Genomic DNA, 16,678 nt, shown 5'->3' with positions numbered 1-16,678 from the left:
ACATTCATAAGTGGCTTACCTTGAAAATATGTTAGTCCCTAGTACAATTACGACTGGACAATAGCTAATATACGGAAACAGTAGTTTTTTACCATTGACAATTGGCTATTGACTTTACTAAGTAAAGCTAAGTAAGTGTTAAACAACGCATACAGATTCAAATTAAATTTAAGTGTGGTTGCCGATAGCATCGGCAATTTTAAATAATGTCACCAACTGCTGAAATTTTACTTGTTTTATTACTAATCCTTGCCAACGCCCTGTTTGTCATGTCAGAGTTGGCTATTGTCTCAGCTCGAAAGGTACGCTTGCAACAGCTAGCAGAACGGGGAGATCAAAAGGCTCGTGTTGCGTTGGAATTAGCATCCTCCCCCAATCAATTCTTAGCAACTGTCCAGGTAGGGATCACTCTGTTAGCAATTTTATCTGGTGCTTTTGGTGAATCAGTGATCGCCAAGAGACTGGTTCCTATTTTTAATTCTATCCCTTTTTTGGCACCTTATAAAGATGTGACCGCTTCTGTAATAGCGGTTTTAATCATCACCTATCTGACGTTGATTATAGGCGAATTGGTTCCGAAACGAGTAGCATTAAACCACCCAGAACCAATTGCCTCCATTGTTGCTATTCCGATGCGGATGTTGGCAACAATTGGTTCACCTATCGTTTATTTACTCAGTATTTCTACAGATGCTGTATTGCGAATTTTAGGCATTAGACCATCCACAGAACCACAGGTAACAGAAGAAGAAATCCGAGTTTTAATTGAGCAAGGTACTGAAGAGGGGACTTTTGAGGAAGCTGAACAAGATATGGTAGAGCGAGTATTTCGCTTAGGCGATCGCCCTGTTAATTCTTTTATGACACCGCGTCCAGATATTGTTTGGCTAGACTTGGATGACTCTGCCACAGAAAATCGCCAAAAGGTAATTGAGAATGGTTATTCTCGGTATCCAGTTTGTCAAGGAGGACTAGATAATGTTCTCGGTATAATTGCTGTGACTGACTTGTTGGCTCGGAGTTTGTGTGGAGAACAGCTAGATTTAACTGTAGGATTGCGAAAGGCTGAATTTGTCCCAGAAAGCACCCGTGGCTTAAAGCTTTTGGAGTTGTTCAAACAAACCGCCACTCATATGGCGCTGGTAGTAGATGAATACGGTGTGATTCAGGGATTAGTCACTCTTAACGACGTGATGATTGAAATTGTTGGTGATGTTCCTACAGCAGATGAACTGGAGAATCCCCAAGCTATACAACGGGAAGATGGTTCTTGGTTATTGGATGGAATGTTATCTGTAGAAGAGTTTTTTGAAATGTTCGACCTTGAGGAATATCTACGAATTCATCAGGGAAATTACCAAACATTGGGTGGTTTTGTGATTACCCATCTCGGCCGAATTCCCGCAGCAGCCGATCACTTTGAATGGCAAGGTATGCGTTTTGAAGTGATGGATATGGATGGTAATCGCGTTGATAAAGTTCTGGTGATACCACAACAGATGCTATCTGATCGGGAAAAAGGAGATTAGGCGTTTGGGGAGGTGTGAGGGGTGTGTAGACACGCTCATAGGCTTAAGGCAGGGTGGGGTGTGAGAAGTAGAAGAACAAAATATTTTTTTACTCAGCACACTTCCCCTACTCCTCACACTCCCGATTCTAGGCTGTTTTAAAAAATCTAATAATCTCACGAACATGATCAAGAAATTGCCCATCGGTAGAAAGTTGAGCGATCGCAGCCCTTGCTTCTCTTGCTAAACGTTCGTGTTCTATTTGATTTATGGCGCGTAGTTCTTCTAAATTGGCAGAAAGACGAGCCAATTCTTTGCGTGTATCTTCTGTGTTACGTTGCTGATTTGCTACTAGCGAGTAGGAATTTTCGGGGTCTAGTTGTTCTTCTATGCGTTTAATTCTGTCTTCGGTGACATCAAAGCGGTTACGGAGTTCGACAATATCTTGGCGAGGATACTTCCATTCACTCCCAATTGCAGTTAAGCGTGTATATAAATATTCATAAGCACTAATCGCTGGACGTAAACCTGTTAAGAGTAAAGCTGCACCAGAACCGAAATATCCAACAGCACTAATACCTTTAACAGCGAGAATATAAAGACCGATGGCTGAGATTAAGTGTAAAGCAATGGCAATTAAGAGCGATCGCTTGGCCAAAATCTTCACATAATCTACTTGTTTGTGATCAACAGGGATTTCCTTTTCTGTTGATTGTTCTGCCTCTGCTAATACTTCTTTCGCTTTAAAATAGACATTCCAAGGCACTGTCACAATCACTAACAACCACCAAAAACTTGCACCACCAATCACCCAATCCAAAAAGTTACCAGAAGGTAAATGAAACCATTGGAATATACTAAAAATTAGCAATACAGAAACAACAATTCCAATACTGGAACTGAGAAAAAAGTTAAAATACATAATACTCTAGTTCCCATGAAGGTATTTTTTCCATCATGGCTTTGAGTTAATAGAAGAGCATAAAAGCTTGTGATGGTTTTCAGAGCTACACATTTTGGCATACCCCCCGTTGCTTGAGAAATTGCTTTAGCCTAGCTGGTTTTATGGATTAGTTGTGGGTTTTAGAAATAGCCATGCGACAAAAAATGTCGCTGCTGTGAATAATTGCGTTAAATCCAATGCAGATAGATATCCATCTGCAAACGAAGCAATACTTCTGTCTGTAATGCCAAACAACCAAGAAGAGATGCCAAACAACCAAATTCCATTCTTAAGATAGCCAACAAATTCCTTTGATTCAGAAGGTTGCTGGTTATTCATACTTTTTTGTCTCCGTTAGTTAAGAAATACGCAAAGAATCTAGATATGACGAAAAACCACTAGTAGCTGCCTTGGCTACCAGTGAAATACCCATGCGATATTCACTACATGCACTTTTTGCCTCTGATTACTATTAATTTCTGTATAACTATATTAATAAATATTTTTAGCTATTGACATAACTATCCAAAGATACATGTGTGGGAAGTTTCATTCATAGCGCTTCGTGATCGCCGCCAGTGCACCTGCTGCTAACAAACACATTAGACCTCTTGCATGAATCCTAAAAACCCCTCTCAATCACCCCTCCCCCCGTTCACGGGGGGAAGATTTAGTTCCCTCCCCGTAAACGGGGAGGGGTTAGGGTGGGGTAAAAAATATTTGTGCAAGAGGTCTATTGCATCGATTCAGAAATAGGGATGAGTTCTAGGTGCAGCAGCAACATTCAACCATCAACCCTTATACGCAAACAATGCGATCGCGTCCCTGTTTTTTGGCTTCATAAAGTGCTTCATCTGCGGCTGTGATCAGGGTTTCTGCTCTAAGGTTGTGAGTAGGAATTATACTTGAGACACCGAAACTTACAGTGATAAAGTCACTGATTTGAGATTGAATATGGGGTAATTTTAATAGTTTGATCGCTTTTTGAATTGCTTGGGCAACGGCGACAGCGCCTTGCTGTGTTGTAGAAGGCAAAATAATGGCAAATTCTTCGCCTCCGTAACGAGCAACTAAGTCTGCTGGACGCTTAAGGGTGTTACGCATGGCTGCGGCTACCCTTTTTAAACAAGCATCGCCTGCTTGATGTCCGTAGTGGTCATTGTAACTTTTAAAATAATCTACATCACATAAGATTAAAGATAAATACTGTTGTTCTCGTGCCATGCGTCGCCATTCTTGGGATAGGTATTCATCAAAGCGGCGACGATTTGCTACTTGCGTTAAGCCATCTAAAGTTGCGAGGCGTTCTAATTCTAAGTTTGCTTTGCGCAGAGCAATTTCGGCGGCTTTAGCTGCATCTTCAGCTCGTTTGCGTTCCCAAATTTCTTGTTCTAGGGCGATAGTTCTTTCGCGCACTTGTTTTTCAAGGGTACGGTTGTAGTCTGCTAAAAGTTGTTCTGTGTGTTTGCGTTGTGTGATGTCGATGACTACTCCATCCCAGATATTATCTCCGTTGGCTTGCTGTTCTGCTTGGGCTATGACTTGAATCCATTTCACCCGTCCAGAAGGAGTAATGATGCGGTGTTCAAGATTAATTGATTCTGGCTTGTGCAGAGATTCTGCAATCAGACTTTGGATAGCTAGGCTATCATCTGGATGAACTAAAGACCAAAGGTTTTGAGAATCCTGGATGATCGCTTCTGGTTCTAGTTCGTAAATTTCCCGACATCTGGGACTTAAATAAGTAAATTCATCATAACCATCAGGATGCAAGATATACCGATAGATCATGCCTGGTACATTTTCTGCTAGCCTACGAAACTGGGCTTCACTCTTCTTGAGAGCGTCTTCTGCTTGTTTGCGAGCAGTAATATCCATAGAAACACCAATCATTCCCTGGATGTTACCTTGGTCATCATAGAAGGGATTAGCCATCCCCTCTAATGTGCAACCATTGGTTGTAGCTGTGACGTAATAGGGAACACCTGTTGTTAGAGAATTGCGGAATGCTGCTACTACCTCTGGTAAATCGCCATACATCTCAAATACTGATTGACCAACAGCTTCTCCTGGCTTTAATCCCAATCCTTCTAATCCCTTTCCTTCTGAGAGGGTAAAGACCCCTTTTTTATCCATTGCCCAAAGAATTAGGGGAAAATTATTAACTACGGTACGTAAGTATGCCTCGCTTTTTTGTAGTGCTTCAGCTAAAACGGCTGCCTCTGCTTGTTTACGTTCTGTGATATCTTGAAATATTGCGATCGCATAAGCTACTTCACCACTGTCATCAAATATAGGAATAACCTTCATCTCTAGTGCGATCGTTTTTCCTTCACGGTAAATCTCTAAATCATCAGCATTTGCCACTTTCCCTGCTAATGCTTGTACTGATGGTAGTTGTTGACTAGGGTATAGTTGATTAGTACCAGCACGATAAATTTCATAGGCACCAGCAATGTGTTCGCTTACCAAATTCAGAACTTGACCTGCACCCAGTAAATTTTGCCCATTTTGATTGATGTAAGAATAGTTGCCATTTTTTTCGATGACAGCCACTCCTAAGGGTAAAACTTCTAAGACCTGATACAATCGCTGTTCAGCAAAGGGCAATATCGCACTCAAGGCTTTCATCGCATTAACGAGTTTTTATTATTATTTATTGGCTTGCCATCAAATTTATAGATTTGACAAGTTGTCTTATTGATAAGAGTTTATAATCTATTCATTACTATCTTTATTGACCATTTCAGGATGTTTTTTTATTTATTTCTAAGTCTGTCTTCAAGAAGCTAGAAATTAGAGATAGCGATCGCTTATTTTAAATACTGGTATCATAATTAACAAAAATCATGAAATTGCTTAAAAATAATTCTGTATAAATTATTTAACTATAGTAACGATTTAATTCAGTTAATATCATGAAAAAACCAGTTAATTTTTAACAGTAACTAAATAAAATACCTCGGATTATACTGAGTTCATCTCAGGAAAGGGAAAAGGTTAAAGGACAAAGGCAATAAATTCTTTATTCTCCCCTGTCCTCCTTGTCCCCCGTCTCCCTTCCCTTCTTTCACTTATCTTTAAACGTCCATACACCATCATCCCAATCTGCATCTGATGGAGGTTTTTGCAGCCAGTATAGACAACGGTTGTAATGCATCTTTGCAGCTTGGTCATTTTTGTCTATTTCCAAAACTCTGGCAAACTCAGCTTTGGCAGAGAAAAACTGACGATTCAGATAAAAATGCCGTCCTTTTTGATAATGTTCAATAACTTGTAATTTTTCACTGCTTATATTTTCAGAACGCAAGCCTACTAATTCATATATGGCTACTGGCTCATTTCTACCCTTCACACGAATGTAATCTAGTTCTCTAGCCCAGATATAATCTTTACAGGGGTGGTATGTTTTGTCACTGATAATAATGTCACAGCCGTACTGCTTGCTGACACTTTCTAGACGAGAACCAAGGTTGACTCCATCACCAATTGCTGTAAATTCCATCCGTTTGCTAGAACCAATATTGCCACTGATGACCACATCAGAATTAATACCAATACCAATATTAATGCGTGGCTTGTTACGGGCATGACGACGGGCATTAAATTCTTGCAGACGGCGGCGCATTTCTAAAGATGTCTGCACAGCCATCCAAGCGTGTTCTTGCAAAGGCAAGGGAGAACCATACACAGCCATGATGGCATCTCCTATATATTTATCAAGAGTACCCTTATACTTAAATACAGCTTCTACCATAGATTCAAAATATTCATTGAGCATACTTACCACTTCTTCCGCTTCTAGGTTTTCTGTCAAAGTGGTGTAGCCACGGATATCCGAGAATAAAATTGAAACTTCTTTGCGATCGCCTCCGAGTTTAGCGTCGTCCAATTTCAGTAATTCTTCTGCCAATTCCTGAGTCATGTAGCGATACATCGTACTCTTGAGGCGCTTTTCATCACTAATATCATCCATCACTATTAGCGCCCCCCGTACTTGACGATGATCGCTAGCATCGGCAATTGTATTAATCGATAAATTTACACTGTGTTGCACTTCGTCATTAGATACTAAGGTGCGATCAGGGTAATACTGTTCGCGATATTTGATCTCTGCTGCATTTAAAGCATGGTGACACCATTTTTTAAAGTTACCTTCTTTAATTCGAATGATGTCAGTAATTAATTTACCTTCTAATTTGTCTTCTGTTTCCCAACCTAACAAGCGCTTGGCACTTTCATTTACAGCGATAATATGACCAGCTTGATCTGTGGAAATCACACCATTAGAAAGACTGCGAAGAATATCTCGCTGCATTTGTTCTTGTTGCTTGACTGTAGCAAATAACTTCGCGTTTTGCAGTGCTACTCCCGCTTGAATATTAAAAGCTTCCATAAACTCTTCGTCGTTGCGATCAAAGCTAGCTTGGAAGCATTCAGGCGCTTGGGGCCAATGGATGGGGTTATACAGAGGAAAATCACCAGTTTTCTTTTTATTAACTAGTTGGGTGACACCAATCAATTCGCGATCAGCATTAAATACTGGCATACAAAGTAAGCTACAAGTACGATAGCCATTTTGCTGATCAATTTGTTTGGCTGTATCCGAGTCAGGATGGTTATACAAGTCAAAGGGAATATTTAGTGTTTTGCCGGATGCTGCGACTATACCAGCGAATCCTTTGCCAATGGGGACACGTAACTCTTTGGTAGAACCATTATCTTGATTGATTTTCGTCCATAATTCATGGCGATCGCGATCTACTAACCATAGCGTACTGCGATCAGCGTTCATTAATTCCTTGGCTTCATCCATCACTCGCTTAAGGGTATCTTCTAAGTCGAGACTGCTTTGAGAAAGGGATTTAATCGCCTTCATCAGTGCTGCTGCGGCCCTTTGTTTTTGAGTAGCGACATAAAAAGAGCGCGACGACTCTAAAATTAAACGAATAGAAGGGGCAAATTCCTGAAATAGCTGTTCATCAACACTAGTAAAGCCTCTGATATCAATTCGTTCTGATAGTGGTGCATGAAAATTGTTGGCATATTTTAATTTATTCAGCAATTGCACCACTGCCACTAACCGCCCTTGTTCGTTTAACAAAGGCAAAGCCAGCATTGTATAGGTACGGTAGCTGGTGCTTTTTTCTTGTTCTTGGGCAAAACGAGAACGTGGATCGTCGTAAAAATCAAAGGGAATATTGATCACCTGTTTATAAGTAGCTACTTCCCCAGCAATACCTTTGTCAGCCGGGATGCGAATTTCTAAAGAGCGATCGCCCTCCCCCCCAGCTACAATTGACCACAGTTCTTGTTTTTCTTCATCCAGTAAAAATATTGTCGTTCGGTCTGCTCCTAATAATTCTCCTGTTTTTAAAGTGATAGATTGTAACATTTCTTGCAAGATTGTCTCAAAGCCATGAGAGTCCAGCATGGATAAGGTTTGATTGACAATCAGTAACTTTTGTTCTACTTCCTTAACGACTTGTTTAAAAGTATCCTGCTTGAGAGGAGCAAGAAACGAAGAAATAGTCCCTTGTCTTTTGGCAAGAGTACCCACAGGAGTAGTATTTTGCGGCGAGTCGTGGTTTTCGCTGCGAACACCTATAATCAAATCGGCGGCTTCACCGCAACTACGTTGTTGAACTGACATAACTGACTTTTGATATAGGTAATGGTTTTATGTGTTTAAGAATGTCGTTAATACTTATGTAAATGTTGCTACCAGCTAGGCTAGATTAACATTATCCACAGTTTAATCTTTCTATAGAGTAAGCGTCACCCTGAATACGGAGGAAAAGATGGGGCGATGAGGAGATAAGATGATGGGATGGTGGGGTGATGGGGTGATAGAGTGATAGAGTGATAGGAGACAAGAAGTTGATTTTATTACCATATTTTTAATCGTAAATCCACTAGCATTAAATAGATACCATAGTCCAGGCTAAGCGTAAAGCTCAGCTTTGTGTCTTGGTGCCTTAGTGGTTTAAAAGACACGAAGAAATAAAAACTAGCTTTGCGCAAAAGGTAGTTTTTTTAAACGCAGAGTTACGCAGAGGAAGCGCAAAGGGGCGCGGAGGTTTGAGGAAGATTTTTCGCTGGGGATTAATGAGAGGTTAGACTTAGCTGTTCTACTAATTTATTAATATGGGTTTGCTCATGAGTTGCCATGAGAGAAATTCTGATTCTACTGGTAGGAACGGTGGGAGGACGAATCGCAGGGGCAAAAATGCCAGCAGATTTAAGTTGGTTTCCTGCTTGGAGTGCGTCTGTTGCGCTAGCAAATTGCAGCCCCAGAATGGGTGATTCTGAAGGTAGTAGTTTGAGATTGGGTAAGTGTTGGTGTATTAAGTTTTTTAAGTAATCTACATTTTTCCACAATTGTGTGCGGCGTTGTGGTTCTTGTTGAATAATATTGATTGCTGCTAATGCTGCGGCTGTATCTGCGGGTGAGACGGCTGTAGTATAAATCCAACTCGGGGCGCGATTTCGTAAATAGTCAATGAGTGTTGCACTTCCAGCTACATAGCCACCTAAGCTAGCTAAAGCTTTACTCAATGTCCCCATTTGTACTATTTGCTTACCTGTACAGCCGAAATATTCGACGCACCCTGCACCTGTTTTTCCTAATACCCCAGTAGCATGGGCTTCATCGACTAGCAGCATACAGCTAAATTCTTGGGCTAGATCAACTAGTGCAGGTAAAGGACATAAATCTCCATCCATACTAAAGACGCTATCGGTAGCGATCAAACAGCGTCGATAGTCTTGGCGTAATGTTTGTAACTCGCTTTTGACTGCTTCGACATTACAGTGGGGGTATTCAACAATTTTTGCACCACTGAGAATTGCCCCATTTTTAAGGCTGGAGTGATTATACTGGTCAGCTAAAATTAAATCTCGCTTGCCTACTAAGGCTGTGATTGCACCCAAATTTGCTAGATAGCCGGAACTGAATACAACTGCATCTTCTGTTTGCTTTAGGGATGCGATCGCTTTTTCTAGTTCTCTGTGGATTTTCTTATGCCCACTGAGTAACCGAGAACCAGTACTGCCAGTGCCAAATTCTTGCACAGCAGCAGTAGCCGCAGCTATCAAACGTTCATCCCCAGCCAATCCTAAATAATCATTACTGGCAAAATTAATTACTTCCCGCCCTTGAAGTAATACTGTTGCACCAGGAAGACCGTCAATAGTATGTACTGAACGATACCAGTCTGCACGGTGAATTGTTGCTAGAGATTGTTCTATCCAAGCGTAGGGATCGGGCATTGGGGAGTGTGGGGAGTGTGGGGAGATGGGGAGAGTAGTTCAGTTATTAGTTATCAATAGGACTTACGCAGTAGTAACGGAAAAACGAACCACCCTCCGGGTACTCTACCTTGAAGCCGCTGAGTCGTAAAGCGACACGCTGCGCGAACGTGTCTACGTGACGGAAACCGCTTTTTTTTGGGGGGCTGGACTCACAAAGGACACAAAGAAAGAGGCTTTCAGAGAGATTTTGCGTAAGTCCTAATCAAATTATATTACTTACTGTTAACTGTTAACAGTTAAGTGATTTCTAACCACTAACAACTAACTACTAACAAAAAACTAATAACTAAGATAATAATAAATAATTACTATTGACAATTGACAATTGACTAATAACTACATTCTGTACTACTAAGATGAGCGATCGCTTGTCTGAGCCATTCTTCTACGTATGCGTCTTTTGGTAGTCCAATATCTTCGCTAACTACATGCAAAGCGTGACTTACTTCAGTTGGAGTGTATCCCAATGCGAGGAGAGCCATTTGCACTTCTTCGAGAATTCCTGGTGCTGGTCCGCCTGTAGCGACGAAGAAGCCTGCTGTTTTGCGCCATTCGATTAATTTGCTTTTCAATTCTAGACAAATGCGTTCTGCGGTTTTTTTACCGACGCCAGGTGCTTGAATCAACAATTGAATATTACCAGTGATTATAGTCTGGACTAACTCTGGAACTTCTAGAGTATCTAATAAAGCGATCGCCAAAGCAGCACCGATACCACTCACACTCAGCAAGTGGCGAAATACATCCCGTTCTGCTGGGGAACCAAAACCGTACAGCAACGGTACTTCCTCACGAATTTGGTAATGGGTAAATAGTTGTACTTCACCTCCCGATTCTGGTAGCTGCTGTGCTAACCGCGCTGGGATTTGTAAATCGTAACCAATACCGTTGACTTCGAGAGTGAGAATATGGCGATTTCCACTCTGTTTTTGAATGCCAGCAACGATGCCTTTAAGATAACTAATCATTATTCCATCAGTCCAAAATATTTTAAGCCTTCCAAGATACCACCTGCACAGGCATTTTGTGCCAAGTAGCGGTGGTTAGCGGGATTTTTATTGTGCCAGTGGAGTAACTCTGGGCGAGCATTCCCAACAATAATCCCTCGTTCATTGCCTGTTGCGAATAAAGCAATATCATTACCAGAATCACCACAGACAACAGTTTGCTCTGCTACAAATTTCCACTTTTGGCGAAGAAACTGTACTGCCTGACCTTTATCGCTTCTGCGAGGCACAATGTCAAGGTCTATACCACTACTGTAGATTAACTTTACATTTAAATTAGATTTGAGCAACTCTGACTCTAGTTTTGGTAAAACTGCTACAGATGCCTCCTGTTCTAGGAAAAAACTTACTTTGAAAGGACGTTGTTCAGAATTTGGCTGTGGTTTTAACTCAGTGAATTCCGCAGTTTTAGATAACACTAAATTTCTGTCCCAACCCTGTGAAAGTATTGCTGCCCAAGTAGAGTCTGGGCTGTCGTTACCATCCAAGTATATTTCTGTTCCTACAGATAAAATTAGGGCATCTGGTTCAAGAAGATTTTTTTCTTCTTGCAGTTCACGGTACAGAACAGGCGATCGCCCGGTAGCATAAACAATTTTTGTACCATATTCTTCACGATGTCTTTGCAGGCGCTCATTCAATAGCAGCAGCGCTTGATCATCACCTACGAGAGTATGATCTAAATCAGTTACAAACAAAAATCCAGCCACGGCTACCTCTTTGGATGTTAGGTTTACATCAAAAGTGTATGCCGTTTTTGCTCCAATCTTATCTTGGCTAATAACTCAAGTCTACTAAAGTAGCAAAATTCAATAACTTAGTCATCTCAAGATGACTTTTACTATCAGCCTGGAACTTTAGTTCTAGGCGTACTTAGAGCAAGATGCAAGATATGCTCGCTCCAAATTATCCTCGCTAAATCTGCGTTTTGTAACGCTTCTTTCTAGAACGTAAGACTGACTAATTACTTACGATATCAAGCTTGGACATTGAGCATTGGGCATGGTGACAAAATAACTAATGATCACCAACTACCCATTACTAACTACGTTCTTGATACTTATATATAAAAATCGATAGTTATCATAGTATTTTGATTATAGTTTTGCTCTTGACATTTTTCATCTACTAAACTAGATAATACCAATTTGAAAAAAGAATACAACACATGGATTATATAAAACCTCACCCCAACCCTCCCCTTAGAAAGGGGAAGGTGCCGTCAGGCGGGTGGGGTTATTTGTCGCAAACACTATTTGAATTGGTATAGGCTAACAACTTACCACTTTACTTATGACGCAAAGTATGTAGATGAAAACAGAGGAGAGACTTGGAATTGATGCAATATAGAAATATATAGATTTAAATCAATAGTCACTATTTGATAAAAAATGTATAAGAATTTATTACAATAATTATCGTTGAATTGTCTAGGTAAGTAATTCCATTTTGAGAGACATAAGGATAATCTATATTTAATAAGATTAAGCAAATATAAATTTGTTTGAACTCCCATAGCAACGTTGTCTGGAAGTAACGGTTGTAATGACACAGCCGCTATTCGATCTTGCTGCAAATTTAGAGGTGAGTTAATGGCTCAGTTTCTGCTTGAAACGGTTTGGTTAGTACCTTTATATGCGTTAATAGGTGCGCTTTTAGCTGTGCCTTGGTCGCCGGGAATTATTAGGCGTACAGGGCCAAGACCGGCAGGGTATGTCAATTTAATCATGACATTTTTAGCATTTCTTCATGCTACTTTGGCATTTCCTGCTACTTGGAATCAACCTGCATATCAAGTATTTATACCTTGGTTAAGTACTGCGGGTTTAAATCTCTCCATTGATTTAGAAATTTCCTCGATCACTGTTGGCGCAATGATCGTAGTTTCTGGCTTAAATTTGCTAGCACAGATTTATGCCATTGGCTACATGGAAATGGACTGGGGTTGGGGACGCTTCTATTCTTTGTTGGGATTATTTGAAGCGGGACTATGCGCCCTTGCCTTGTGCAACAACCTATTCTTTAGCTATGTAATTCTGGAAATCCTGACTCTCGGAACTTACTTGCTGGTTGGGTTATGGTTTATCCAACCTTTAGTAGTCACTGGTGCGAGAGATGCGTTCCTAACTAAGCGGATAGGCGACTTATTCCTGTTGATGGGGGTACTGGGACTATGGCCTCTATCAGGAACTTGGAATTATACAGAACTAGCAGAGTGGGCAGCTAGTGCTAATGTAAATCCAACACTAATCACACTGGTTGGTTTGGCGCTGATTGCAGGGCCAATGGGTAAATGCGCCCAGTTCCCTTTGCATCTGTGGTTGGATGAGGCAATGGAAGGGCCTATCCCCAGTACTATTTTGCGTAATTCAGTGGTAGTTGCGAGTGGTGCTTGGGTGCTAGTAAAATTACAACCTGTTTTTAGCTTATCGCCTATAGTTTCTAACGCGATGGTTGGTATCGGTGCAGTCACGGCGGTAGGTGCTTCCTTAATTGCGATCGCTCAAGTTGATGTTAAACGCTGTTTGTCTTACTCTGTGAGTGCCTACTTAGGTTTGGTATTTATCGCTGTAGGTACGCAGCAAGACGAAGCGGCGCTGTTGTTGGTACTTACCCACGCTTTAAGCGCAGCATTACTGGTGATGAGTGCAGGTGCTGTTGTCTGGAACAGTATTACCCAAAATGTTACTTTGTTGGGTGGACTATGGTCACGTCGTCCAGTTTCCGGCTTAGCTTATATTGTTGGTATTTTAGGACTAATTGGTTTCCCTCCTCTAGGTAGCTTTTGGGCATTGTTGAAATTAGCAGATGGACTATGGACAACCAAACCTTGGCTAGTTGGAGTAGTAATAGCAGTCAATGCTTTGACAGCTTTTAGCTTAACCAGGGAATTCAGTCTCATTTTTGGTGGTAAACCCAAGCAAATGAGTGAGCGATCGCCTGAAGTTGGCTGGCAAATGGTGTTACCAATGATCATTTTGATGAGCTTTACTCTTCATTTACCCTTAATTTTGCAAAGCTTATCACTTCTACCTAGTTGGGCTGAATTAAATAAAGATGTTGCACTACTGTTAATTTGGTCAAGTATTTTTGGTTGCAGCATCAGTGGTGTAATTTATCTGGGCAATGTGCCAAAACCAATTCGCCTACCTTGGAAAGGTTTACAAGATTTAATCGCCTACGATTTTTACACTGCTAAACTCTATCGGATGAGTATTGTTTTGAGTGTTGACCTCATTTCTAAACTAGCCGACATTGTTGATCGTTTCGTAGTTGATGGCATTGTTAACTTGGTTGGTTTAGCTTCCATTGGTGGTGGCGAAAGTCTTAAGTATAGTACCTCTGGACAAACTCAATTTTATGCCTTCACTGTTCTGTTAGGAGTTGGTGTTTTAGGAATATTCGTCACTTGGCCCTACTGGGGAAATCAGTTCTTAGACATGATGTACTTGTCTCGCTAACAGTGCATCAAGTCAAAGGCGATAAGTTTTTTATCTCTGGTATTTGAGGAGCATTTCAGTGGAGAGAATTTTTTCCAGAAGAAATATACTGAAGCTAGGTGCAGGAGCATTAGGTACAGGAGTGGTAACAGCCGGTGTTGGCTCTCAATTAGTTTCTCCACCAAAAGTAATTGCCGAAAATAATATATCTCCCGACCAAGCATTGCAACAACTTCTAGAAGGTAATGAACGTTTTGTCAACAGAAAACGGAAAAATCCCCATCAAAGTTATACACGTCTAACAGAAGTTGCCAAAGGTCAAAAACCTTTTGCTTCTATTCTCAGTTGTGCAGATTCGCGTGTTCCTTCAGAGATTATTTTTGACCAAGGATTTGGCGATTTATTCGTATGCCGCGTTGCTGGTAATGTTGCCACACCAGAAGAAATTGGCAGTCTCGAATTTGGCAGCTTAATATTAGGTTCAAAAGTAATTATGGTGCTGGGACATGAAAGATGTGGTGCAGTAGATGCCACAATCAAAGGCGCTCAAGTCCCAGGTCAGATTGGTAGTTTAGTGGCTGCTATACAACCTGGTATAGAACAGTCAAAAAATCAACCCGGAGACAAGTTAGAAAATGCTTGTAAAGCCAACGTCAGGGCACAAATAGAGAAATTGAAAAAATCAACTGTTCTCTCTCAATTAATTCAAGAAAATAAACTCAAAATTGTTGGTGGATACTATGACTTAGATACTAGTAAAATCACGATTGTTAGTTAGCAAATTTACTTAAGTATATCGACACAAATAAAGCTAACTGGTGAGGATGGTCAATAGTTAATTGTCAATGGTCATTTGTCACTCGGTATGGGATGAGTAATTAATTTTTCTCCTTTGTCCTTCTTGTCTCTCTTTCCTTCGTCCGTACTTTAAGAACATCAATTTTACCATTCCAAATTATGCTCAGCGTTTTAATTTGGCTCCCGATTTTTGCGGCTGCTGTCATCGCATTATTACCAGGAAATATTTCTGCTAATCGTGTGCGTTTAGGAGCATTGTTTGCTTCTGGAATAGTACTGTTGTGGAATCTTTTTCTCTTACTCAAATTTGATATCAACAATCCAGGGATGCAGTTAAAAGAGTATCTCCCCTGGAATGAAACCCTTGGCTTAAGCTATCAGCTTGGGGTAGATGGACTTTCGATTTTACTGCTGATTTTAAATAGTTTGCTCACCTGGATTGCTATTTACAGCAGCAGTCAGCAAATAGAACGTCCTCGCCTTTTCTACTCTCTGGTGTTGTTAGTAAGTGGTGGAGTTGCAGGCGCGTTTTTAGCAGAAAATTTACTATTATTCTTCCTGTTCTACGAACTAGAATTAATACCCTTTTATCTGCTAATTAGTATTTGGGGTGGTCAAAGACGAGCTTATGCTGGTATTAAGTTCCTGATTTATACTGCCGTTTCCGGCGCATTAATTCTGGCTACCTTTTTGGGTATTGTCTGGGTGACAGGTTCCTCTAGCTTTAATTACGATGCCCTTTCTACTCAGACTCTATCAGCAACATTGCAAATTGTTCTGTTGGTAGGAATCATACTAGGCTTTGGGATTAAAATTCCCTTGGTTCCCTTGCATACTTGGTTGCCAGATGCTTACGTTGAAGCTTCCGCCCCGATTGCCATTCTGCTTGGTGGTGTACTGGCGAAGTTAGGAACTTACGGAATTTTGCGCTTTGGGATGGCTTTGTTTCCCGATGCTTGGAGTACTCTCGCACCAAGTTTGGCAATTTGGGGTGCAGTCAGTGCCATGTATGGGGCAGTAACAGCGATCGCTCAAAAAGACATCAAGCGCATGGTGGCATACAGTTCCATCGGTCACATGGGTTACATTCTCCTGGCTGCTGCTGCTAGTACTCCCCTTGCCCTTGTTGGTGCAGTTGCCCAAATGGTTAGCCACGGTATTATCCTAGCCATTCTCTTCCACCTAGTCGGAGTTGTAGAAGCCAAGGTGGGAACCCGGGAGTTGGATGTCCTCAATGGCTTAATGAATCCTATACGCGGTTTACCCCTAACCAGTGCCTTATTAGTTTTAGGCGGTATGGCTAGCGCGGGTATTCCTGGAATGACAGGATTTATCTCTGAATTTATCGTTTTCCAAGGTAGTTTCTCTGTCTTCCCCATCCCTACTCTATTGTGTGTAGTAGCTACTGGCTTAACCGCAGTTTACTTTGTCATTCTCCTCAACCGTACCTGTTTTGGTAAACTTGACAACAACCTTGCCTATTACCCACGAGTCCTGTGGCACGAAAAAATGCCAGCCCTAGTTTTGGCAGCCTTAATTTTGTTCTTAGGAGTACAACCCACTTGGTTAGTGCGTTGGGCTGAACCAACAACAACAGCAATGGTTGCAACCATTCCTCCCATCGAAAAACCAGTGACTCAGCAAGTAGCCCTGAAATAAAGAACTAAA

General features: G+C 41.1%; 11 protein-coding genes. 4 read left to right on the top strand and 7 right to left on the bottom strand.

Annotation, left to right across the window (positions count from 1 at the left end; translation table 11 throughout):
* The first annotated feature begins 206 nt into the window (after positions 1-206).
* A complete protein-coding gene (locus RS893_RS20640) occupies positions 207-1,529 on the top strand; it encodes a hemolysin family protein (protein WP_315787455.1) in 1,323 nt (440 codons plus the stop codon).
* A 127-nt stretch (positions 1,530-1,656) separates the two neighbouring features.
* Here the strand turns inward: RS893_RS20640 and RS893_RS20635 are convergent, their stop codons facing one another.
* The 7 genes from RS893_RS20635 to RS893_RS20605 form a co-directional block, all read right to left on the bottom strand.
* Complete coding sequence (locus RS893_RS20635) at positions 1,657-2,430, bottom strand: hypothetical protein (protein WP_315787453.1); 774 nt, start codon at positions 2,428-2,430, stop codon at positions 1,657-1,659.
* A 141-nt stretch (positions 2,431-2,571) separates the two neighbouring features.
* On the bottom strand, positions 2,572-2,790 hold the full coding sequence (locus tag RS893_RS20630) for a hypothetical protein (RefSeq protein ID WP_102150241.1): 219 nt from the start codon (positions 2,788-2,790) through the stop codon (positions 2,572-2,574).
* A 459-nt stretch (positions 2,791-3,249) separates the two neighbouring features.
* Positions 3,250-5,082: a diguanylate cyclase domain-containing protein gene (locus RS893_RS20625; protein WP_315787448.1), complete on the bottom strand. Its 1,833-nt coding sequence runs from the start codon at positions 5,080-5,082 to the stop codon at positions 3,250-3,252.
* Positions 5,083-5,521: 439 nt separating this feature from the next.
* Positions 5,522-8,104: a GAF domain-containing protein gene (locus RS893_RS20620; RefSeq protein ID WP_315787447.1), complete on the bottom strand. Its 2,583-nt coding sequence runs from the start codon at positions 8,102-8,104 to the stop codon at positions 5,522-5,524.
* 452 nt (positions 8,105-8,556) lie between these two features.
* Complete coding sequence (gene bioF / locus RS893_RS20615) at positions 8,557-9,723, bottom strand: 8-amino-7-oxononanoate synthase (RefSeq protein ID WP_315787445.1); 1,167 nt, start codon at positions 9,721-9,723, stop codon at positions 8,557-8,559.
* Positions 9,724-10,094: 371 nt separating this feature from the next.
* A complete protein-coding gene (gene ruvA, locus RS893_RS20610) occupies positions 10,095-10,733 on the bottom strand; it encodes a Holliday junction branch migration protein RuvA (RefSeq protein ID WP_315787443.1) in 639 nt (212 codons plus the stop codon).
* Positions 10,733-11,482 carry a sucrose-phosphate phosphatase gene (locus tag RS893_RS20605; protein ID WP_315787441.1) on the bottom strand — a complete coding sequence of 250 codons (750 nt, stop codon included), beginning with the start codon at positions 11,480-11,482 and terminating at the stop codon, positions 10,733-10,735. The genes ruvA and RS893_RS20605 overlap by 1 nt, the downstream gene beginning before the upstream one ends.
* Before the next feature lie 882 nt (positions 11,483-12,364).
* On the opposite strand from RS893_RS20605, the gene RS893_RS20600 reads away from it, so the two are divergent.
* The 3 genes from RS893_RS20600 (at position 12,365) to RS893_RS20590 (ending at position 16,669) form a co-directional block, all read left to right on the top strand.
* Positions 12,365-14,233, top strand: a complete 1,869-nt coding sequence (locus RS893_RS20600) for an NAD(P)H-quinone oxidoreductase subunit F (protein WP_315787440.1) — start codon at positions 12,365-12,367, stop codon at positions 14,231-14,233.
* Between the two features lie 58 nt (positions 14,234-14,291).
* Positions 14,292-14,990, top strand: coding sequence for a carbonic anhydrase (locus RS893_RS20595; RefSeq protein WP_315787438.1), 699 nt, complete (start codon positions 14,292-14,294; stop codon positions 14,988-14,990).
* Between the two features lie 179 nt (positions 14,991-15,169).
* On the top strand, positions 15,170-16,669 hold the full coding sequence (locus RS893_RS20590) for an NADH-quinone oxidoreductase subunit M (RefSeq protein ID WP_315787437.1): 1,500 nt from the start codon (positions 15,170-15,172) through the stop codon (positions 16,667-16,669).
* Positions 16,670-16,678 lie beyond the last annotated feature (9 nt).

It is taken from the genome of Fischerella sp. JS2 (genome assembly GCF_032393985.1).
In the GTDB taxonomy this organism is placed as follows: domain Bacteria; phylum Cyanobacteriota; class Cyanobacteriia; order Cyanobacteriales; family Nostocaceae; genus Fischerella.
The sequence above is the reverse complement of the archived record's forward strand: the minus strand, read 5'-3'. Positions and strand labels throughout refer to the sequence as shown.